The organism is Streptomyces sp. NRRL F-6492 (assembly GCF_001280125.1).
Lineage (GTDB): Bacteria > Actinomycetota > Actinomycetes > Streptomycetales > Streptomycetaceae > Streptomyces.
Genome location: NZ_LGEG01000244.1, coordinates 17,381 through 36,807 on the forward strand (window position 1 = coordinate 17,381; position 19,427 = coordinate 36,807).

The 19,427-nt window shown below is 71.5% G+C and carries 22 protein-coding genes and 1 tRNA gene; 12 read left to right on the plus strand and 11 right to left on the minus strand.

Annotation, left to right across the window (positions count from 1 at the left end; translation table 11 throughout):
• The first annotated feature begins 1 nt into the window (after position 1).
• The 5 genes from ADL08_RS26190 (at position 2) to ADL08_RS26205 (ending at position 2,862) form a co-directional block, all read left to right on the plus strand.
• Positions 2–1,357 (plus strand): FtsK/SpoIIIE domain-containing protein, encoded by a 1,356-nt coding sequence (locus tag ADL08_RS26190; protein WP_053647142.1) that lies wholly within the window; start codon positions 2–4, stop codon positions 1,355–1,357.
• A gap of 82 nt (positions 1,358–1,439) precedes the next feature.
• Positions 1,440–2,135: a DUF2637 domain-containing protein gene (locus ADL08_RS26195; RefSeq protein ID WP_053647144.1), complete on the plus strand. Its 696-nt coding sequence runs from the start codon at positions 1,440–1,442 to the stop codon at positions 2,133–2,135.
• A gap of 12 nt (positions 2,136–2,147) precedes the next feature.
• Positions 2,148–2,339: a mobile element transfer protein gene (locus ADL08_RS26200; RefSeq protein WP_053647146.1), complete on the plus strand. Its 192-nt coding sequence runs from the start codon at positions 2,148–2,150 to the stop codon at positions 2,337–2,339.
• A gap of 20 nt (positions 2,340–2,359) precedes the next feature.
• Positions 2,360–2,518 (plus strand): hypothetical protein, encoded by a 159-nt coding sequence (locus tag ADL08_RS36835; protein ID WP_107092008.1) that lies wholly within the window; start codon positions 2,360–2,362, stop codon positions 2,516–2,518.
• 11 nt (positions 2,519–2,529) lie between these two features.
• Complete coding sequence (locus ADL08_RS26205) at positions 2,530–2,862, plus strand: hypothetical protein (protein WP_053647148.1); 333 nt, start codon at positions 2,530–2,532, stop codon at positions 2,860–2,862.
• Here the strand turns inward: ADL08_RS26205 and ADL08_RS26210 are convergent.
• Complete coding sequence (locus ADL08_RS26210; protein ID WP_053647150.1) at positions 2,859–3,176, minus strand: Imm51 family immunity protein; 318 nt, start codon at positions 3,174–3,176, stop codon at positions 2,859–2,861. The two genes, ADL08_RS26205 and ADL08_RS26210, sit on opposite strands and share 4 nt — an antisense overlap.
• A gap of 194 nt (positions 3,177–3,370) precedes the next feature.
• Between ADL08_RS26210 and repSA the strand changes: the two genes are divergently transcribed.
• Genes repSA through ADL08_RS26225 form a run of 3 tightly spaced genes read left to right on the plus strand, consistent with a single transcriptional unit; the run spans position 3,371 to position 6,110 of the window.
• Positions 3,371–4,768, plus strand: coding sequence for a replication initiator protein RepSA (gene repSA / locus ADL08_RS26215; RefSeq protein WP_053647152.1), 1,398 nt, complete (start codon positions 3,371–3,373; stop codon positions 4,766–4,768).
• The gene (locus ADL08_RS26220) at positions 4,765–4,974 is read left to right on the plus strand and encodes an excisionase family DNA-binding protein (protein ID WP_053647154.1); all 210 of its coding nucleotides are present in this window, start codon (positions 4,765–4,767) and stop codon (positions 4,972–4,974) included. The genes repSA and ADL08_RS26220 overlap by 4 nt, the downstream gene beginning before the upstream one ends.
• Positions 4,974–6,110: a tyrosine-type recombinase/integrase gene (locus ADL08_RS26225; RefSeq protein ID WP_053647156.1), complete on the plus strand. Its 1,137-nt coding sequence runs from the start codon at positions 4,974–4,976 to the stop codon at positions 6,108–6,110. The genes ADL08_RS26220 and ADL08_RS26225 overlap by 1 nt, the downstream gene beginning before the upstream one ends.
• Positions 6,111–6,210: 100 nt before the next feature.
• Here ADL08_RS26225 and ADL08_RS26230 read toward each other — a convergent pair.
• Positions 6,211–6,285: transfer RNA gene (locus tag ADL08_RS26230), tRNA-Val, on the minus strand.
• Positions 6,286–6,552: 267 nt separating this feature from the next.
• Here ADL08_RS26230 and ADL08_RS26235 point away from each other — a divergent pair.
• From ADL08_RS26235 to ADL08_RS35940, 3 genes are all read left to right on the plus strand, one after another.
• Positions 6,553–7,215, plus strand: a complete 663-nt coding sequence (locus ADL08_RS26235; RefSeq protein WP_234352258.1) for a DUF4097 family beta strand repeat-containing protein — start codon at positions 6,553–6,555, stop codon at positions 7,213–7,215.
• Positions 7,216–7,293: 78 nt separating this feature from the next.
• Positions 7,294–8,655: a hypothetical protein gene (locus ADL08_RS26240; RefSeq protein WP_053647159.1), complete on the plus strand. Its 1,362-nt coding sequence runs from the start codon at positions 7,294–7,296 to the stop codon at positions 8,653–8,655.
• 49 nt (positions 8,656–8,704) lie between these two features.
• The gene (locus ADL08_RS35940) at positions 8,705–8,923 is read left to right on the plus strand and encodes an FmdB family zinc ribbon protein (RefSeq protein WP_078968121.1); all 219 of its coding nucleotides are present in this window, start codon (positions 8,705–8,707) and stop codon (positions 8,921–8,923) included.
• A gap of 17 nt (positions 8,924–8,940) precedes the next feature.
• Here the strand turns inward: ADL08_RS35940 and ADL08_RS26245 are convergent, their stop codons facing one another.
• From ADL08_RS26245 to ADL08_RS26255, 3 genes are all read right to left on the minus strand, one after another.
• Positions 8,941–9,756, minus strand: a complete 816-nt coding sequence (locus ADL08_RS26245) for a hypothetical protein (RefSeq protein WP_053647318.1) — start codon at positions 9,754–9,756, stop codon at positions 8,941–8,943.
• 92 nt (positions 9,757–9,848) lie between these two features.
• Positions 9,849–12,431, minus strand: a complete 2,583-nt coding sequence (locus ADL08_RS26250; protein ID WP_053647161.1) for a phosphoribosyltransferase — start codon at positions 12,429–12,431, stop codon at positions 9,849–9,851.
• 18 nt (positions 12,432–12,449) lie between these two features.
• On the minus strand, positions 12,450–13,613 hold the full coding sequence (locus ADL08_RS26255) for an HpcH/HpaI aldolase/citrate lyase family protein (RefSeq protein ID WP_053647163.1): 1,164 nt from the start codon (positions 13,611–13,613) through the stop codon (positions 12,450–12,452).
• A 187-nt stretch (positions 13,614–13,800) separates the two neighbouring features.
• Here ADL08_RS26255 and ADL08_RS26260 point away from each other — a divergent pair, with 187 nt between their 5' ends.
• Entirely contained in the window at positions 13,801–14,664 is an 864-nt protein-coding gene (locus ADL08_RS26260; protein ID WP_053647165.1) for a TerD family protein, read from the plus strand.
• A gap of 21 nt (positions 14,665–14,685) precedes the next feature.
• Here ADL08_RS26260 and ADL08_RS26265 read toward each other — a convergent pair whose 3' ends face one another.
• The 6 genes from ADL08_RS26265 to ADL08_RS26290 all read right to left on the minus strand — a co-directional run bounded on the left by ADL08_RS26265 (position 14,686) and on the right by ADL08_RS26290 (position 19,109).
• Positions 14,686–15,423: a TerD family protein gene (locus tag ADL08_RS26265; protein WP_053647167.1), complete on the minus strand. Its 738-nt coding sequence runs from the start codon at positions 15,421–15,423 to the stop codon at positions 14,686–14,688.
• A gap of 101 nt (positions 15,424–15,524) precedes the next feature.
• Entirely contained in the window at positions 15,525–16,667 is a 1,143-nt protein-coding gene (locus ADL08_RS26270) for a DUF475 domain-containing protein (RefSeq protein ID WP_053647169.1), read from the minus strand.
• Positions 16,668–16,696: 29 nt separating this feature from the next.
• Positions 16,697–17,272: a TerD family protein gene (locus ADL08_RS26275; RefSeq protein ID WP_053647171.1), complete on the minus strand. Its 576-nt coding sequence runs from the start codon at positions 17,270–17,272 to the stop codon at positions 16,697–16,699.
• 84 nt (positions 17,273–17,356) lie between these two features.
• Positions 17,357–17,932, minus strand: a complete 576-nt coding sequence (locus ADL08_RS26280; RefSeq protein WP_053647320.1) for a TerD family protein — start codon at positions 17,930–17,932, stop codon at positions 17,357–17,359.
• A 150-nt stretch (positions 17,933–18,082) separates the two neighbouring features.
• On the minus strand, positions 18,083–18,541 hold the full coding sequence (locus ADL08_RS26285; RefSeq protein WP_053647172.1) for a peroxiredoxin: 459 nt from the start codon (positions 18,539–18,541) through the stop codon (positions 18,083–18,085).
• A gap of 145 nt (positions 18,542–18,686) precedes the next feature.
• On the minus strand, positions 18,687–19,109 hold the full coding sequence (locus ADL08_RS26290; RefSeq protein ID WP_053647174.1) for a DUF3052 domain-containing protein: 423 nt from the start codon (positions 19,107–19,109) through the stop codon (positions 18,687–18,689).
• Positions 19,110–19,427 lie beyond the last annotated feature (318 nt).

Here is a 19,427-nt window from a genome sequence, read left to right on the forward strand (position 1 = left end):
CATGACCGCGTTAACGGTCACCCTCGCGCTGGTCGCCACGGTCGCACTGCTGCTGCAGTGGCAGCGTCCGGCCTGGTACTGGATGAGCTTCGGTGTCGTCTTCGCGGTGGTGCGGATCCTCGCCCGGTACGCGTCGGTCATGGACGCGTGTGGGCTGACCGTCCCGCCCTCGCGCTGGCGCCTGGCGCTGGCCCGGATGACCGGCCGGCCCATCCCCGACTCGCGGGCGCCCCGGATCCTGCGGCTACGGCCGACGCGTACCGGGCTCGTACTGCGGGTGAAGCTACGCCCCGGTCAGGACGCGTTCGACTTCTCCGCTGCCTCGGACCGGCTCCGGCACTCTTTCGTCATGCAGAACGTCACCGCCCGGGAGATCCGCTCGGGTGTCGTCGAGCTACGGATGACCGGGTACGACGTCCTCAAGCGGGTGCAGATGCCCGCGGCCGCCCGTGGTGGGGTGATGCGGGTTCCGGTCGCCATGCGGGAGGACGGGGAGGTCTACTACCGCGACTACCGCCAGACCCCGCACGCGCTGAACGTCGGTGCCACCCAGTCCGGAAAGTCCGTCTATCAGCGCAACCTCGTCGTCGCGCTCGCCACGCTGGATGTCGCCCTCGTCGGGATCGACTGCAAGCAGGGAGTCGAACTCGCCCCGCTCGCCAGACGGTTCACCGCCCTGGCCGACAACCCTGATGCAGCTGCCGACCTCCTCGACGCCCTTGTCGAGCACATGGAGGACGTCTATCAACTGATCCGAAGCGAGCAGAGATTGAGTGCAGACCTGCCGGATGCGGAGATCACCGCCGACATCTGGGACCTGCCCGATCACCTACGACCGACGCCGATCGTGCTCCTGGTCGATGAGGTCGCCGAACTCGCCCTCTTCGCTACGAAGGAGGAGGAGAAGCGGCGGGATCGGATCATCACCTCCCTCGTCCGGCTCGCCCAGCTCGGCCGCGCCGCCGGTATCTACCTGGAGGTCTGCGGGCAGCGCTTCGGCTCCGAGCTCGGCAAGGGCATCACCATGCTCCGCGCCCAGCTCACCGGCCGCACCGCCCACCGCGTCAACGACGAGACCTCTGCCAACATGGCCTTCGGCGACATCGCCCCGGACGCCGTCCTCGCCACGGTCCAGATTCGCACCGACCGTCCCGGCACCGCTGTCGCCGACAACTCCTACGGTGGGTGGGTCCGCATCCGTACTCCCCACCTCGCGCTCCGGCGAGCCGTGAACATCGCGAACTCCCACGCCTACCGAACGCCCGAGATCCCCGCGCTGGACGCCTTCCGGCCCGTCCTGCCGCCCCTGGGCAAAGCCGCGGCGCCCTCGACCGTCACGGCTCCTGTGATCGCCTGAATCCCCTCGCTCCACGGCGGCGTGACCGCTTCACGCCAGGTCCCTACCCCGCCCATGCCCGAAACCGGAAGGAGGACCCCTGATGCCTCCCATCCGCCGACCGGACGCCGTCCTCGTACAAGCCGTGATCGCCGGCGCCCTGTCCTTCGCTCACCTCCACGACCTGGCTGCGGCTGCCGGACAGTCCGGTTGGAAGGCTTGGGCCTACCCAGTCTCCGTGGATCTCCTGCTCGTCGCCGCCTGGCATCGGCTGCGGACCTCGCGGGCCGCCGGTGAACCTGCCCGCTCCGCCTGGACGTGGTTCATGGTCGCCCTGGCCGCGTCGCTCGGTGCGAACGTCACCACCGCCGGGCTCCTCGACCTCGGCCACGTCCCCGCCTGGCTGTGCATCCTCGTCGCGGGCTGGCCCGCCCTCGCGTTCCCCGGCGGGACCCTTCTTGTCCACTCCCCTGGACATCCGGCGGTCACCAAACCTGCCGAACCCGACACGGACACTGGGCACCCCTCGGCTGTGGAAGCGGTCATCGAGCGGGACGACGTGGCCGAGCCGGAGCCCGAGATGGCCGACGCCCCGGCCCTCCCCTCTCCGGAACCGGAGCCAGTCCCGGAGTCCGAACCCGCCCCCGTGGCCGTACCACCGGCGCTCGTCGCTCACGCCCGGAAGATCGCCGACGACTACCGCACCCGCACCGGCTACCCGATCGACGCCGACACCCTCCGCGCCCGCCTCGGCGTCCCGCCCCTGATGGCCAACGCCATCGCCGCCCAGCTCGACTGAAGGGAGACCCTCATGGCCGCTCGCGACCACTTCCACTCCGTGATGCGGATCGGTCCGGTGCAGATCGGCACCCACCGCGACCGCCACGGCCGCACCAAGTACGCCGCCGTGTGCACGGCCGACGGCTGCGGCTGGTCCGCCGAGTACTCCAGCTCCTCGGCCGCCCAGCTCGCCGCCCGTACCCACCGCTGCAAGCCCCGCTGACCTCGAAGGAGACCCGCGTCATGGACCTCCCGCTCTGGCTCGCCCTGATCGTCGTCGGCGGCCTCGGCATCAAGCTCATCCGCCCGCCCTGGTGGCTCGTCGCCGTGATCCTCCTCGGCGGCTACCTCCTCGCCGACAGCGTCCTCGCCCCGCTCATCGACAACACGCTCAGCAAGTAGGGAGAACCGTCATGCTCCAGCCGCGCATCCCGGTCAACCCGCTTCCGACCGGCATCGTCACCCCGCTCGTCCAGCCGACCGTCACGGCCGACATCGCGCCCCACCACACCGACCATGCGGCGGTCTGCACCCACCATCACGCCCCGGCCCCCGCGCCGTCCTCCGCCGTCCGCTTCAGCCCGGCCGGTCTGGCTGTCGTCGTCGCCGGCGGCGCGGGTGCCGTCCTGGTCGTCGGCACGGTCCTGGTCTCCATGCTCCTCGCTGTCGCCGTCAGCGCCGTCTCGGTCGCCGTCTGCGCCGTCGTCCTGCGCTCGCTCCTCAACGGCCAGCACCGACAGCGCTAGTCGTCGAACTCGAAGCCCGACGCCTCCGCACGGGCAATGATGTCGCGGACGGCCTCAGGGCTCGTGATGACGGATCCCAGGGCCGCCTTGAGTCGTGCGAGGTCGCTCGGACTTCCGACCGCGCAGAACATGCCGGCCTCGCTGTCGAAGTCGAGGTCCTCGGCAATGTCCGGCCAGGCGAACTGCACGAGACCTTCCCAGAAGTACCCGTTCGGCTCGTGCCCGGCGGCGGCTACAGCGGCATCGGCAGCCAAGCCACCGGCATTGAAGGTCAGCGAGTGCTCGCCGTCGAATTCATGCAGGTTGATCGTCACGGCGTGATCCTCCCACCGCCCTGTGACAGGGCCGCCCGATCTCTCAGGGCGCCTATCCGGTCCCCACCCACGCCGATCCCGGTGGGCTTCTCCAGTCACCGCACTAGTCGGCCTCCGGGCGGCTCAACCGCCAAGTCTCCGCCGCCCGGAAGCCCCGCCCCTAGCCAGCTCGCAGAACCAGAAGGAAGCACTCCATGATGACCGTCCCAGCCGCCTCGTCGACGGGGTTCGACACCGCCACCCTGGGCGACATGCTCCGGGTGGCCGGGTCCCCCGGCTTCGACCGCTGGAAGGAACAGATCCACCGCACCGGCGGCTGCTCCCACCCCATCCACCTCCAGGGCTGGACCCTCACTCGCGACAAGAGCACCGGGGAGATCCTCCACCGGTACTCCACCGACACCGAACCGGGCGCCCGGCTCCGGATCGCGTGCGGCAACCGCCGGGCCTCCCGCTGCCCCGCCTGCGCGTGGACGTACGCGGGCGACACGTACCACCTCATCCGCGCCGGCCTCGCCGGAGACAGCGCCCGGGACATCCCCGCCACCGTCCGCGAACACCCCCGGGTGTTCCTGACCCTCACCGCCCCTTCCTTCGGACCGGTCCACAACCGTCCCGCCACCCGCCCCTGCCGCTGCGGCGTCCGCCACGCCGAGGACGACGCCAACCTCGGCACGCCGCTCGACCCCGACTCGTACGACTACGCCGCCACCGTCCTCTTCAACAACCACGCCGGACAGCTCTGGCAGAGGTTCACGAATCGCCTCCGCCGGGAGATCGCCGCCTCGGCCGGCCTCTTGCAGCGGGAGCTGAAGGAGGTCGCCCGGATCTCGTACGGGAAGGTCGCCGAGTTCCAGAAGCGTGGCGCCGTCCACTTCCACGCCGTCGTCCGCATTGACGGCCCGGACGGTCCCGACTCGCCACCGCCGTCGTGGGCGACCACCGAGCGTCTTACTGACGCCATCCGCGCCGCCGCCACCCATGCGTACACGACCATCACCGTCCCCGCCGCTGATGACCAGCCGTTACGCCGCCTTCGGTGGGGCACCCAGCTCGACATCCGGCCCGTCAAGGCCTTCGGTGACGGCTCCGACATCACCGAACAGGCCGTCGCCTCGTACATCGCCAAGTACGCCACCAAAGCGGCCGAGACGACAGGCAGTCTCGACCGTCGCATCGGCAACCGTGGGGCTCTGGTCCTCCTCGGCGTCCCCGATCACACCCGGCGCCTTGTCGAAGCCTGCTTCGACCTCGACCTGCTCTACCCGGACCGCCGCCTCCTCGCCTGGGTCCACATGCTCGGCTTCCGGGGGCACTTCTCCACCAAGTTCCGCCAGTACTCGACCACCCTGGGCGAGCTCCGCCAGACCCGCGCCGACTACCGCGCCGCCCAGGAACGCACCGCCCGCGGCCTCGACGACATCGAGCCGGACACCGTCCTCGTCCTCGCCTCCTGGTCCTACGTCGGCCAGGGTCACTCCCCCGGTGAAGCCGCTCTCGCCGCCTCGATCGCCCGGGACATCCAGCTCAACCGTGAGACCGCCCGCGAAGCCCTACGCGACCAAACCGCCCTGGAAGGAGCACCCGCATGACCGACCGACTGCTGATCGTGGGCCAGGCCGCTGAATTCCTCGGCACCACCGAGAGGTTTCCGCGTCGGCTCATCGCCGAGCGCCGGATCGTCTTCGTCAAGGTGGGTCGGCATGTCCGCATCCCTGAGCGGGCCTTGGAGGAATTCGTCGACGCCCACACCGTCCAGCCGATCACCACTCGTCGCCGACTCGCGGCGGTGGCCTGATGGCGAACAGCAAGGGGAAGCGGCGACGCTTCGGAGCAGTGCGCAAGCTGCCGTCAGGGTGGTTCCAGGCTCGCTATCAGGGGCCGGATGGGCTGACGCGATCGGCTCCCGAGACGTTCGCCTCGCAGACCGATGCCGATCGGTGGCTCGTCCGCAAGGAAGCGGAGATCATCGACGGCAAGTGGAAGAACCCGGACGACAAGGTTCTCTTCGGGGTGTACGCCGACGCCTGGTTCAAGGAGCGCGACTACGCCGCGACCACCCGCGAGCGCAGCGGCAGCGCGCTACGCCTCCACGTCCTCCCGACCTTCGCGGACGTGGTCTTGAGTGAGATCACCACGCCTCAGATCCGCCGGTGGCGTGCCGGCCTCTTGGAGTCAGGAGTCGGTGAGCCGACGGTCGCCAAGGCGTACCAGATCCTCCGCGCCATCATGAAGACCGCGGTCGACGACGAGCTGATCCAGCGCAACCCCTGCCGTATCAAGGGCGCCGGGGCAGCCAAGACCGCCGAGCGGCCGTTCCTCGACGTCACCGAGGTCTTCCAGCTCGCCGACGCCGTGCCGGCGCGCTTCCGGGTGTTCATCCTGCTGGCAGCCTTCACCGGCCTCCGCTTCGGGGAGCTCGCCGCCCTCCAGCGCCATGACGTCGACCTCGACCGGCGAACCGTCGCCGTACGGCGTGCCCTGGCCGAGACCCGGACGGACGGCCTCCTGGTCAAGACGCCCAAGAGTGCGGCCGGTGTGCGTACCGTCGCCTTCCCGGCCTCGCTGGCGGAGAGCCTGGCCACTCATCTCGCCGTCTACGCCAAGCCCGGTCGGACCGGGCTGGTCTTCACCGGAGCCCGCGGCGGGCAGCTGCGCCGGAACAACTTCCGTCGGCTGTGGCTGCGGGCCCTGAAGGACACCGGCCTCCGAGACGTCCACTTCCACGATCTGCGCCACACCGGGAACACCCTCGCCGCGACCGGCGGCGCCACGACACGTGAGCTGATGCAGCGGATGGGGCATTCGTCGGTGCGGGCCGCGCTGATCTATCAGCACCTCGTGAACGGGCGTGACCACGCCATCGCCGCCCATGTCAACGAGCAGATCAAGAAGGTCCGGCCGGGCGAGTCCGGCGACGCATCTGGCACGTAACTGGCACGGCGCCCCTCCCCCGCCTTCCCGGCCGGGGAACGGATAAGGCCCAGGCTCCCGGTTCAGTACCGGTGACCTGGGCCTTTGTCTATCTACCTACTGGTGGGCGCGGACGGTTTCGAACCGCCGACATCTGCTTTGTAAGAGCAGCGCTCTACCCCTGAGCTACGCACCCGTGGAAGAGGCAACAGCCTACATGGCCCGTGGGTGGGTGCCGCAAACCGATACGGCCGAGGGGGCGGGGGGGGTAGCCCCACCCCGGGACGGTGGGCCGCCGGATCGTGACGGGGGGTGTGCGGGGCGTAGTTTCGGGGGGTCGTCGTGATTCTTCTGGGGGTTGGTCGTGGGTCGTCGGGGTCGGGTGCTGGTCGCTTCCTGTGGGGTTCTGGTCGGGCTGCTCGGGGTCGGGGGGTGCGGGACCGCCGATGCCGAGGGGGCGGCCGTGGAGAAGAGGAGCTTCGCCCTGGAGGGGGGCGCGCTCACCGTCGACTCCGACAACTCGCGGCTGGTGATCACGCCCGCCGACGTCGACGACGTGCGGGTCGAGCGGCAGGTCGACGGGTGGGTGTTCATGGGGTCCGGGCCCGAGGCCAGCTGGAAGCTGGTCGACGGGCGGCTGACCCTGCGGGTCGAGTGCGACGCGGTCGCCTCGAACTGCGCGGCCGTGCACCGGATCCAGGTGCCCCGGAAGGTCGCCGTCACCGTCGAGAGCGACAACGGGGACGTGACGGCCGAGGGGCTCGCCACGCCCCTGAAGGTGCGGACCGACAACGGGGACGTGCGGGTGCGGAAGGCCGCCGCGGCGCTCGACCTCGGCAGCGCCAACGGGGGCGTCACCGTCGACGCCGGCACCACGTCGACCGACCTGGCCGTACGGACCGACAACGGGGACGTCCGGCTCGCCCTCGGAGCCGTACCCCGGAACGTCGACGTCGCCACCGACAACGGCGGCATCACCGTGGAGGTCCCGGAGGCCGAGTACGCCGTGGTCGGGAGCAGTGGGAACGGGGACGTCCGCGTCGACGTGCCCGAGAACGACGGGAGCGGGAACGGGGTGCGCGCCCGGAGCGAGAACGGCGACGTCACCGTCCGTACGGCGAACTGACCGGCCCGTGTGTTCGTCCTTACCGGGTGGGAGAATGGACCCGGACCGGGCACGGCGGACACAGCACGGGAGAGGTACGTGGCGGCGAGCGATACGAGGAGCGCGTCGGCGCCCAGGATTCCTTCCGCGTTCCGGCTGGCGCTCCTGCTGCCCCTGGTGGCGGGGGCGGTGCTGCCGGGCGCCTTCGCCGGGGGCGGCACCCGCCGCTGGTTCGGGGGGCGGGGCGAGGGCCAGCGGGCCGAGGCGCAGGCCGCGAAGGACGCCGCCGCGGCCGCGTTCTACGAGCTCGACACCGCCCAGCGCGGGCTGCGCCTCTCGATAGAGGCCATCACCGCCGTCGACGGCTCCCCCGAGGCGGTCCGCGCCGTCGAGGGCTTCGAGGCGCTCGGGCGCCGCATCGACGAGGTCAGCCACGCGTACATCACCGCCGTCGACGCCCACGACCTCGACCGCGACGAACTGGACGCCGCCACCGCCTCCCGGGCCCGCACCGAACTCACCCGCGCCAAGGACGAGCTGGACCGGGTGAAGGGCGAGCTCGACCGGTTCGAGGCGGGGCTCGCCCCGCTCCTCGGGCGCGCCGAGACCCAGCTCGCCCGGCTGGCGCCCGCCGTCGAGCGCGCCCGGCAGGCCCTGCGCGGCGCGAGCGACGCCCTCGACGCCGTACGGGAGGGCGGGCTGCGCGCCGACGACCTCGCGCTGCGGCTCGCCCGGCTCGGCCCCGAGCTGACCCGGCTCAACGAGGGCGCGGGCCGGCACGGCGTCCCCGAGACCCTCCAGCGGGCCGACCGGGTGCTGCGGGACGCCGAGGCCGTACGGGCCGAGGCCGAGCGGCTGCCCGAGCGCGCCGCCGAGATCGACCGGCGCCTCGTCTCCCTCCGTACCCGCACCGAGGCGCTGACCACCCGTGCCGGAGGCGTCGAGCCCGTCCTGTCCGAGCTGCGGCGGCGCTTCTCCGCCGCCTGCTGGCAGGACCTCCAGCACGTGCCCGAGCAGGCCGCCACCACCCTCCGGCAGGCCGGGGAGCGACTCGCCGAGGCCGGGACGGCGCGGGCCGGGCAGCGCTGGCCCGACGCGACGTCGCTGCTCTCCACCGTCCGCGCCCTCCTCGACTCGACCGACGAGGCCGTCTCGGCCGCCGGCGACCGGCTGCGCCGCCTGGAGGCCGTCGCGAAGGACCCGAACGCCGAGGTCGACCGCGCCCGGTTCGCCGTGCGGGACGCCCAGCGGCTCGCCATGGACGGGCGGACCACCCCCGACCCCCGGCACGCCGCGCCCCTCGACCGGGCCGTCGCGCGCGTCGACCGGGCCGTCGCCTCGCTGGAGGGCCGCCACCCCGACTACTGGCACTTCCTGACCGAGCTGGAGGACGTCCGTGCCGCCGCCGCCCGGGTCGTCGGGCAGATCCGGGAGGAGCGGGGCGGCGGCGCCGGTCACTGACCGGTCGGAGCGGCGGGGCGGCCGGCCGGTCAGCCTCTAACCTGTCCCCATGCCTCGTTACGAATACCGCTGCCGCACCTGCGGCGACACCTTCGAGCTCAGTCGGCCCATGGCCGAGTCCTCCGCTCCGGCCGCCTGCCCCGCCGGACACGACGACACCGTCAAGCTGCTCTCGGCCGTGGCCGTCGGCGGAAGCGGCACCGCCGCCCCCGCGCGGAGCGGCGGGGGCGGCGGTGGCGGTTGCTGTGGCGGGGGCTGCTGCGGCTGAACCCGTGACCGGGGGCGTCAGCCCGCTGCCGCCGCCCTGAAGCGGCGCAGGATCTCCTCCCCCGCCGCGACCCCGCGCTCCGCGAGGACGTCGAGGTGGGGGGCGGTCCAGTCGCTGTCGGCCAGTTCGCCGTGGCCCGGGCGCCAGGCCCGGTCCGCGGCGAGCAGCAGGTCGGCGTCGAGCAGGGAGTCCCCGGCGGCCAGGGTGAGCGCGGCGCCGGTGCGGCGGGCGAGCTCGCGGACGGCCGCGCTCTTGGTGAGCGGCTTCGGCACCGCGTACACCTTGCGGCCCTGGAGCGAGACGGTCCAGCCGCGCTCCCCCGCCCAGTGGCCGAAGAGCTCCAGCCAGCCCTCGGGGAGCAGGTCCCGCTCGATGACCAGGTAGGTGAACAGGTCCTCGGCGACCCGGTGCTTGCGCACCCAGGACTGGTCCGTGGTGGCGGAGAGGTACGCGCGGACCTCGGCGAGCGGCGCGCACTCGCCGGCCAGCCGGTCGAGGACGGAGGCGTGCCAGGCCTCGTCGGAGACGCCGTCGACGAGGATGTGCCCGCCGTTGGCGCAGATCGCGTACTTCGGCGCGGTGCCGGGGAGCTGGATGCGCTGGTACTGCTTGCGCGTCCGCGTCGTGGTGGGCACGAAGACGGTCTCGTCGGCCAGTCGCGCCAGGAGGGCGGCCGCGTCCTCGGTCATGTAGGAGAGCGGCCTGGACTCGTGGACCTCGACGCAGAGCAGCCGGGGCGCGAGCGCGTCGGGCATGCCGAGGGCGAGGGCCGCGGACGAGTAGATGAGGGTGCGGTCGAGGTCGCTGGCGACCAGGACCGGCGCCGGGGTCAGGACCGGGGCCCCGGCCGGGGCTTGTACCGGAGCCGGATTCGGAGCCGGATTCGGAGTCGGAGTCGGGATCGGGGCCGTGCCCGTCGTCGTACTCACCGGGACGTCACCGCCTTGCCGTCGGCGCCCGTCGCGCCCCTGGTGTACTTGGGGTGGATCAGGCCCACACAGCTGTACGGGAGGTCGTCGACCTCCTCGACCGGGACGCCGCGCTGTTCGGCGAGCAGGCGCACGTGCGCGAGGTCGGCCTCCGCGCCCCGCTTGGCGAGGATCTTCCAGGGGACGCGGCGGAGCAGGACGCGGGTGGTCTCGCCGACGCCCGGCTTGACCAGGTTGACGTCGTGGATGCCGTACTCCTCGCTGATCCGCTCCACGGCCGCCCAGCCTTCCCAGGTGGGGGCGCGGTCGGCGGTCAGGAGCTCCTTGACGTCCGTGTCGACGGTCGCGGCGACCTCGTCGAAGCGGGCGGCGACGGCGTCCAGGAAGGCCTCGGAGACGTCGGAGCCGGCCAGCTCGCGGTAGAACTTGGCGCCGTGGAAGTCGTCCGGTCCGACGAGGTCGGGGCGGAGCACGGTGCGGGAGATCAGGCCGGAGACCGTGGAGTTGAGGCAGGCGGAGGGGATGAGGAAGTCCTCGCGCGTGCCGTAGGTGCGGACGCAGGAGCCGGGGTCCGCGAGGACCGCGATGTCCGGGTCGAACCCGTCGAAGTCCTCGAGCGCCTCGGCGAGTTCGCGGGTGATGGCGCCCTTGCCGGTCCAGCCGTCGACGAAGACGACGTCGGCGGGGTCGTGGTGGGCGGCGAGCCAGCGCAGCGCGTTGGCGTCGATGCCCCGGCCGCGCACGATGGAGACGGCGTAGTGCGGGAGGTCGAGGCCGTGGCGGGCCCGCGCCCAGCGGCGCATGAGGACGCCGACGGGGGTGCCCGCGCGGGCGAGCGAGACGAGCACGGGGGTTCCGGCGCGCTCGGCGAGGACGGTCTCGGTGACGGTGCCGACCGCGCGGGCGATCCGGGCGGCGGAGCCCTCCAGGGCGGCGTGGAAGAGCTCCTGGTAGCGCTCGCTGGGCTGGTACTCGACGGGCAGCGACTCCGCGTAGTGGGCGCCGCCGCTCTGGATGGCCTCCTCGCGCTCCTCGGTGGGGGCTTCGAGTTCGACGTCCGAGAGGTCCTGGAGCAGCCAGCCGACCTCTTCGGGTGCGTAGGAGGAGAAGGCGGGGCCGCGGAGGGGCTCGGGCAGCATGGAGCTCCTTTCGGGAGCTTCGGTGGCGTCGGGGCGTTCGGTGCCGGTTTCGGCGGTGTCTTCTTCGGCTCCGCCGTTCTCGACGGTTCGCGTGGTCCCGGTGGTTCCGGACGGGTACGGGGCGGCCCGGGGCACGTACGAGGGCACCACCGCGAGCACCACGTGCGGCACGTGCCGCGCGAGCCGGGCCAGGAGGCCGTCCGGGGCGTGCAGGGCCGGGGTGTCGGCGGCGGAGTCGACGACGAGGACGACGGCGTCGAAGCCGCCGCCCGCCACGTTGTAGGCGTAGCGCTCGCCGGGGCCGTCGGCCGGGTCGTCGTGGGCGGGGAAGACGAGCCGGGTGCGGATCGCGTAGCCGGGGTCGTCGACGGCGAGGACGGGCGAGCGGGTGGTGGTGGAGTACCGGACGTCGTGCCCGGCCTCCTCCAGGGCGGTGCCGAGGCGCAGCGGCGCGTACATCAGCTCCTCGAAGCCGAGGACGAGGACGCGGCCGGTGCCGGTGCCGGTACTGGTGCCCGTGCCCGTGCCCGTGCCCGTGCCCGTGCCCGTGCCGGTTTTCGGGGCCTGTGCGGCCTCCAGCGCCCGCGCCACCCCGGCCGCCAGGGACGGCAGGGCCGCCTCCAGGCGCTCCCGGTGCTCCGGCGTGAAGCCGTGCCGTCCGCCGTCGGGCAGCCCCCGGGGCCAGTCGAGACCGGCCCGTACGGCGGCGGTCGCCGGGGCCGGGGCCTCCGGTTCCGGTGCCGCCTCGTGCTCCGCGACCAGTGCCCGGCCCTTCTCCAGGACCCCTTCCGGGAGGCGTACGGTGCCGGACGCGCGGGCGATCAGGTCTATGCGGGCGCCGATCTCCTTGGCGAAGGCGTCCAGACGGCCGAGGTCGGCGGCCGAGCGCATGTCGACGAGGGCGACGACGACGTACCGCTCGCGCGGGTAGTTCTCGTGCAGGTCCCCGATCGTGTTGAGGACGGTGTTGCCGGTGGAGAACTCGTCGTCGACCAGGACCAGGGGGCCCTCGCCCGCCAGCAGCTCGGGGTCCTCGGGGAGCAGCAGGTGCGAGGTGGCGTGGGAGTGGGACTCCTCGAAGCCGCCCGCGCGGGCGACGCCGGGCACCGGGCGGCGGGTGGAGTGGAGGTACGGGGCGAGGGCCAGGCCGTCGGCGACGGCGTGGCCCAGGGCGGTGGCGGTCTCCGCGTAGCCGAGGACGACGGCGCGGGCGGCCTCCTCGTCGCCGAGGAGCGCGCGCACGCGCCGGCCGAGGTCGAGGCCGGCGCCGTACACCACCGAGGGGCGCTGCGGCACGTGCTTGCCGAGCACGCCGGAGACGAGCAGGTGCGCGCGCTTGGGGTTGCGGCGCAGTGCGAGGCCCAACAGGTCGGGCAGCTCCTCGTCGCCGATCAGTTCGACGCCCAGTCGCTCCGCGACCCACGTTCCGGTCCACACCACGTCGTCGACGTCCCTTCGTCAGCCGGCCAGTCCGGCGGTGAGCAGCTCCACGAAGCCGACGTCCTCCTTGGCGACGCCGAAGACCTCGGCGCGCAGCAGGATGCGTTCGGCCCACGCGCGGTGCGGCTTCACTTCGTTCATCTTGTTCGTGTACGCGGAGCGGAGCACCCCGCCGCCGCCCCGTTCGGGCCGCAGGATGTCCTGGGCGTCGCTCCACTCCTCGTGGCTGACCACGGAGAGCGCGTGCACCGGCACCACGTGGGTGGGGTGGATGCAGGTCTTGCCGAGCAGGCCGTTGGTCCGGTCGAGTTCGATCTCGCGCAGCAGGCCGTCGAGGTCGTGCTCTATGAGGGCGGTGCGCAGGTCCTCGGCGCGGCCCTCCAGGAAGGGGCTGCGGCGCAGCTGGGGCTTGAACATGCGCTCGCCGGGCCGGAAGTACTCCCAGACGGGTCCGGTGATGGTGAAGCCGGTGCCGTCGGCGCGGCCGAGGACGTTGACGACGTCGGAGATGACGTGGGCGACGACCTTGACGTCGTACGCGGTCATCTCGGGCGAGCGGCGGAGCCCGTAGGCGGAGCAGAAGTCGGTGACGCCCAGGCGCAGGGCGAGGACGCGGTCGCGGTACTCGCCGGTGAGGGCGGCGATGCCGGCGAGGGTCTCGACCCGGGTCTCCAGGTGGAGGAGCTCGGGGGACTCCAGGACGGGCATGGCGAAGAGGCGTCTGCCGCTCGTCCGCTCGGCCTCGACGAGCGCTTCGAGGAAGGCGCGGCCGCGGTTCTCGGTGAATTTGGGCAGTACGAATCCGGACAGCAGGCGAATCGTTTCGCCGAGACGGTTCGCGAGGTCGGTGATCTGGCCGGGCTCGCGGACGCGGATGAAGAGCAGGGGCACGTCCGTGCCGCCGGCGGCGAGGTCCGCGAACTCCTGGACGAGGTTGTCCTCGCCGGCCTCGACGTCGGCGTCGCTGATGGAGTCCTCCAGGCAGAGCACCATGGAGACCACGCCGCGGGCGGCCTGTTTGCGCACGGCGTCGGCGAGCCGCGGCCGGGTGGCCGGGCTGTAGAGCGTGGCGCCCAGGGCCGTGGCGAGCGTGTGCGCGGGCGAGTCGGCCGTGAACGCGGCCGGCTCGCGGTGGAACAGCCCGGCCCGCTTCGCGGACGGGATGTGCCCGAAATGACGCATATGAATATCCCGTCTGCCTCTCTGTGTCCCGGCGACACGTGGCCGGTAATAGTACGTAGACGCGAGTGTCCCCGGTCCCCCCAGCGTATGAAATTCAGGTAACCCGTCCACGTCCGTCGGTCTCGTCCCGGTCTCGGTACCGCCCCCGCGTTGTCCGCGGGTCGGCCGGGAGGGCAGGATTGCGGTCATGACGCACGCGATGCTGAAGGGCTCCAACGTCCCTCTCGACACCGCGGCCGTACGGGCCGTGCTCCGCTGGACCCCGGGCCCCGGGGTCCCCGACGTGGACGCCTCGGCCCTGCTGCTCGGGCCCTCCGGGCGCGTGCGGTCCGACGAGGACTTCGTCTTCTACAACCAGCCGCGCCACCCCTCGGGGTTCGTGCGGCGGCTGCCGAAGAAGCGGGACGCCGCGGGCCTGACGGACACCGTCGAGGCCGACCTCGGCAATCTCGACGCCTCCGTCGACCGGGTGGTGATCGCGGCCTCCTCCGACGGCGGCACCTTCCGCTCCGTCTCCGACCTGCGGATCCTGCTGTACGACGCCACCGGCCCCGAGCGCGAGCCGCTGGCCCTGTTCTCGGTGACGGCGGAGACCGGCGAGGAGACGGCGGTCATCTGCGGCGAGCTGTACCGGCGCGGGGACGGCTGGAAGTTCCGCGCGGTGGGGCAGGGCTATCCGACGGGCCTCGTCGGCCTCGCCACCGACTTCGGCATCTCGGTCGACGAGGACGCCCAGGACGGCGCCCAGGAGGGCCGCGACGGCCTTCCCGGGGCCCCGGGGCCCGCACCGGCCCCGGAGGGCTCCCCGGCCCACGGCGCGCCCGCCACCGGCCCGGTCGACCCCGACGCGACCGTGCTCCACCCTCCCGTACCGCCGCAGCCCTCGGTGCCGCCCCGGCCGGACCGGGCGCCCGCCTACGGCTACCCGCACCGGCCGGCGAGCGGCCCGGCCCCCGCGTACGGCTATCCGCAGCCGGTGGGCGCCGCGGAGCAGAACCCGTCCCCGGACTTCCGGATGCCGCCGATGGGTCCCCAGTTCGTCAGGTCCTGAACGCACGGTCCGGGCCACCGGCTACGTCTTGGTCTTGTAGCCGCGGCCCCACTGGAGCCCCCAGCCGTACAGCCGGTCCAGCTCCGCCTGGAAGCCGTACACGAACCGCACCTCGCGCCGGACCGTCAGGTCGCCCTTCACGTTCTCCAGGGAGAAGACCGCGCAGGAGCGGGCCTGCGGGGCGCGCTCGTCGAGCTCGATCTCGATCCGGGGGCCGTTGCTCGGGTAGAGCGTGACCTTGGCGTGGGTGCGGTCGAAGGCCGGCGTCTGGTCGTAGATGTAGACGAAGAACAGCAGCCGCTTGATCTCGTCCCGGTGGTCCAGGTTGACGAAGACCGTCTCCCCGGAGGAGCCGCCGAAGCGGTCGTCCCCGCTCAGCTTCACGTACGGCGCCGCGTTCAGGTCGCCGAAGAAGTTGCCCAGCGGCTGCACCACGCCCTTGGAGCCGTCGGCGAGCTCGTAGAGGCAGCCCAGGTCGAGGTCGACGTTGACCATGCCCTGGGTGTGGGCCTGGACGACCTCGGGCTTGAAGAACTGGGCGGGGTTGCGCAGCAGCCGGCCGCTCTGGCGGGAGCGGCCCTCGATGTCGGAGGTCCGCATCCGCCAGGAGAGGTTCACCCGGAGGTTGCCGGTGGCGGCCCCCTGTTTGCTGAGCGAGACGGACGGGCGCCGTTTCGTCAGGTCGATCGCGTTCGACACGGCGTTGCCCGAGTCGAACTGCGCCGCCCTCCCCGCGAACAGGTTGTCCCAGAAGGCCATGCCGCCCCCACCCCCACCGCTCGTCTGCATCCCCACATGCCCGCGGGGCGGCCGGGTGCTCCGGCCGCCCCGCAGTGAAGCGTTCCTCATTGTCGGGGGTGTCACACCCCCGACGTCACCTCTGTCTTGTCTCCGGAGGAGCCGCCGCCCCCGGCCGCCGCGAGCGCCTTGTTGCGGCGGACGGACGACCAGAAGGACAGGGCGATCAGGATCACGCCGATGGAACCGGTGATGAGCTCGCTGATCTCGTGCTGGATGGTGACGAGCAGGATGACGGCGAGCGCGCCGATCGCGTAGTGCGCGCCGTGCTCCAGGTAGACGTAGTCGTCCAGGGTGCCCTCGCGGACCAGGTAGACCGTGAGCGAACGGACGTACATGGCGCCGATGCCGAGGCCGAGCGCCATCCAGAAGATGTGGTTGGTGATGGCGAAGGCGCCGATGACGCCGTCGAAGGAGAACGAGGCGTCGAGGACTTCCAGGTACAGGAACAGGAAGAACGCGGCCTTGCCGGCGAGGCCGACCGCCGAGACGGGCTTGCCCTCGGCCTTGGCCTTCTCCTCCTCCTCGTGCTCGCGCTCCTCCTCTTCCTCCAGCTTGTTCTCGAAGAAGCCGGAGAGGCCGCCGACGACGAGGTAGGTGATCAGACCGGCGACGCCGGAGAGCAGTACGGTCGCGGACTTGTCCACGTGGCCGACGCTGGTGTGCGCGTGCGTCGCGAAGGTCATCGCCGTGACGAGCAGGGCGATGAGCGCGACGCAGACCGACAGCATGTCGACCTTGCCGAGCTTGGCCAGCGGGCGCTCCAGCCAGGCGAGCCACTTGATGTCGCGGTCCTCGAAGATGAAGTCGAGGAAGATCATCAACAGGAACATGCCACCGAAGGCGGCGATCGCCGGGTGGGCGTCCGTGACCAGCGCCTCGTACCGCTCGGGCTCGTCCAGGGCCAGCTGGACGGCCTCGATCGGGCCGACCTTGGCGCTGATGGCGACGATCGCGACGGGGAAGACCAGCCGCATGCCGAAGACCGCGATCAGGATGCCGACCGTGAGGAAGATCTTCTGCCAGAAGGCATTCATCTTCTTCAGGATTCCGGCGTTGACGACCGCGTTGTCGAAGGACAGCGAGATCTCGAGGATCGACAGGATCAGAACGACCCCGAACGCCTCCCACCCCCACTGCCAAGCGGCGAAGGCCAGGCCGATCGCCGTGATGGCGAACGACCAGCCGAAGGTTTTCAGAACCACTGTCTACCCCATCGTGAAATTACATGGCTTTACGAAACGTTGACCCCGAAGTCTAGAGCGATGCCCCGCAGCCCGGACGCGTACCCCTGACCGACCGCCCTGAACTTCCATTCGCCGTTGTAGCGGTAGAGCTCGCCGAAGATCATCGCGGTTTCGGTGGAGGCGTCCTCGGAGAGGTCGTACCGGGCGAGTTCCTGACCGTCCGTCTGGTTGACGACCCGGATGAAGGCGTTGCTGACCTGGCCGAAGCTCTGGCCGCGGTTGTCGGCGTCGTGGATCGAGACCGGGAAGACGATCTTGTCGCAGTGGGCCGGCACCTGGGCGAGGTCCACGATGAGGGACTCGTCGTCCCCGTCGCCCTCGCCGGTGAGGTTGTCGCCGGTGTGCTCGACGGAGCCCTCGGGGCTGCGGAGCTGGTTGTAGAAGACGAAGTACTCGTCCCCCAGCACCCGGCCGGCCTGGCAGAGCAGGGCGCTGGCGTCGAGGTCGAAGGGGGCTCCGGTGGTGGAGCGCGCGTCCCAGCCGAGTCCGACGAGGACCTGGGTGAGGTTGGGTGCGGCCTTGGAGAGGGAGACGTTGCCTCCCTTGGCGAGCGTGACGCCCATGATTCTGTTCCTCCCCGGTGGGTGATGAGGCACGTCCGGCGCCGCACTTCCGAGTGCGGCGCCGGACGGTTCGTGCGGTTCGGCTCAGACGTTGACGCCGAAGTCCTGCGCGATGCCGCGCAGGCCCGAGGCGTAGCCCTGGCCGACGGCGCGGAACTTCCACTCGGCGCCGTGGCGGTACAGCTCGCCGAAGACCATGGCGGTCTCGGTCGAGGCGTCCTCGGAGAGGTCGTACCGGGCGATCTCGGCGCCTCCGGCCTGGTTCACGACGCGGATGAACGCGTTGCGCACCTGGCCGAAGGACTGCTGGCGGTTCTCGGCGTCGTAGATCGAGACCGGGAAGACGATCTTGGCCACGTCGGCCGGCACGCCCGCCAGGTCGACCTTGACCTGCTCGTCGTCGCCCTCGCCCTCGCCGGTGAGGTTGTCACCGGTGTGCTCGACGGAGCCGTCGGCGCTCTTCAGGTTGTTGAAGAAGACGAAGTCCTGGTCGTTGCGGACCTTGCCCTCCTCGCTCACCAGGATGGCGCTGGCGTCGAGGTCGAAGTCCGTACCGGTGGTGGTGCGGACGTCCCAGCCCAGACCGACGGTCACGGCGGTGAGGCCAGGGGCCTCCTTGGTCAGCGAGACGTTGCCGCCCTTGCTGAGGCTGACTCCCACGAGTCCCTCCATAGGTTTCCAGGGGCAGCGCCCCCAGTCGTGCGTTGGCATCGGATCAACGTCTGGATCCTAGTGACGGGTTCCCGGTCGAAACAGTCGATTCGCCCGGTGAATCCGGGGGTGTCGGCCCCGGAGCCTCCCGGAACGCCCTCAGAGGGCTTCCAGCGCCTTCGCGTAGGCGGCGGCGTCGCGGGCGTCCGGCAGGGCGTTGACGACGCTCCAGCGGACGATCCCCGCCTTGTCGACGACGAAGGTGCCGCGCACCGCGCAGCCCTTCTCCTCGTCGAAGACGCCGTAGGCGCGGGAGACCTCGCCGTGCGGCCAGAAGTCGGAGAGCAGCGGGAACTCCAGGTCCTCCTGGTCGCCGAAGACGCGCAGGGTGGGGACGGAGTCGTTGGAGACGGCGAGGAGCTGGGTGTCGTCGTTGACGAACGCCGGGAGGTTGTCGCGGAGCGCGCGCAGTTCGCCGGTGCAGACGCCGGTGAAGGCGAAGGGGTAGAAGAACAGCAGGACGTTCTTCTCGCCGCGGAGGCCGGCGAGCCGGACGGTGCGCCCGTGGTTGTCCTTGAGCTCGAAATCCGGGGCCTCGGTGCCGACCTCGATCGCCATCGCGTGCGCGTCCCTCTCGACGGGGCCCGGTCCCGGGCCGACGGAATCCCGGGCCCTGGGCCGAAACGGTGAACCCCACCCTACGCCCGTGCGTGAAGGCCCCCGCCGGACCGGGTCCGGCGGGGGCCTCCACGTACGGGGTGGTTCAGCGCTTCGGGGTCGCCAGGCGGGTGCCCGCCCAGTCCTTGGCGACGACGATGCTCTTGGTCTGGGAGAGACCAGCGGTCTGCGCGGCATCGTTGATGTCGCTCGGCTCGATGTAGCCGTCGCGGCCGGTCTTCGGCGTCAGCAGCCAGATCACGCCGCCGTCCTCCAGAAGACTGATGGCGTCCACCAGTGCGTCGGTGAGATCGCCGTCCTCGTCGCGGAACCACAGGACGACGCCGTCGGCGACGTCGTCGTAGTCCTCGTCCACGAGATCGGCCCCGATGATGGACTCGATGCCTTCACGGAGATCCTGGTCGACGTCTTCGTCGTAGCCGATCTCCTGGACCACCTGTCCGGGCTCGAACCCCAGCCTGGATGCCGGGTTGGTCCGCTCCTCCGCGTGGTCCGCGGTCGCGCTCACGGCTTGCCTCCTGCTCATTCGGAAAATGCTGTGGGCCGCGCGTGTGCGCGCGGCGCTGGCCGTAGTCCACACGTGCCGGGGCGGATCGCGCAAGTACCCGGCCCCGGAGACCGCCGAAACGGTGACGTTTGGGGCCGTCTCGCCGCAACTTCCGGCACTGTCGGACCCCCTCCGCGATCGAGTGCGAGCGATTCGTCCGCTTTCGAGGACTTCTGACTCTTCAGTCTGCCGAACGCCCGGACGAAACGCATGCGCGGGTTGGGCGTAAGGTTGCGATTTGACCACACCGTGGCACCTGGAGGACGACCCCGGGGGTTA

Excerpts from the sequence above, each read along its gene's own strand:
- ADL08_RS35940 (WP_078968121.1), top strand. The coding sequence starts at position 8,705 with ATGCCTCGTTACGAATACCGCTGCCGCACCTGCGGCGACACCTTCGAG.
- ADL08_RS36835 (WP_107092008.1), top strand. The coding sequence starts at position 2,360 with ATGGACCTCCCGCTCTGGCTCGCCCTGATCGTCGTCGGCGGCCTCGGC.
- ADL08_RS26205 (WP_053647148.1), top strand. The coding sequence starts at position 2,530 with ATGCTCCAGCCGCGCATCCCGGTCAACCCGCTTCCGACCGGCATCGTC.
- ADL08_RS26220 (WP_053647154.1), top strand. The coding sequence starts at position 4,765 with ATGACCGACCGACTGCTGATCGTGGGCCAGGCCGCTGAATTCCTCGGC.
- ADL08_RS26275 (WP_053647171.1), bottom strand. The coding sequence starts at position 17,272 with ATGGGCGTCACGCTCGCCAAGGGAGGCAACGTCTCCCTCTCCAAGGCC.
- ADL08_RS26190 (WP_053647142.1), top strand. The coding sequence starts at position 2 with ATGACCGCGTTAACGGTCACCCTCGCGCTGGTCGCCACGGTCGCACTG.
- ADL08_RS26285 (WP_053647172.1), bottom strand. The coding sequence starts at position 18,541 with ATGGCGATCGAGGTCGGCACCGAGGCCCCGGATTTCGAGCTCAAGGAC.
- ADL08_RS26195 (WP_053647144.1), top strand. The coding sequence starts at position 1,440 with ATGCCTCCCATCCGCCGACCGGACGCCGTCCTCGTACAAGCCGTGATC.
- ADL08_RS26265 (WP_053647167.1), bottom strand. The coding sequence starts at position 15,423 with ATGGCCTTCTGGGACAACCTGTTCGCGGGGAGGGCGGCGCAGTTCGAC.
- repSA (WP_053647152.1), top strand. The coding sequence starts at position 3,371 with ATGATGACCGTCCCAGCCGCCTCGTCGACGGGGTTCGACACCGCCACC.
- ADL08_RS26200 (WP_053647146.1), top strand. The coding sequence starts at position 2,148 with ATGGCCGCTCGCGACCACTTCCACTCCGTGATGCGGATCGGTCCGGTG.
- ADL08_RS26255 (WP_053647163.1), bottom strand. The coding sequence starts at position 13,613 with ATGCGTCATTTCGGGCACATCCCGTCCGCGAAGCGGGCCGGGCTGTTC.
- ADL08_RS26225 (WP_053647156.1), top strand. The coding sequence starts at position 4,974 with ATGGCGAACAGCAAGGGGAAGCGGCGACGCTTCGGAGCAGTGCGCAAG.
- ADL08_RS26260 (WP_053647165.1), top strand. The coding sequence starts at position 13,801 with ATGACGCACGCGATGCTGAAGGGCTCCAACGTCCCTCTCGACACCGCG.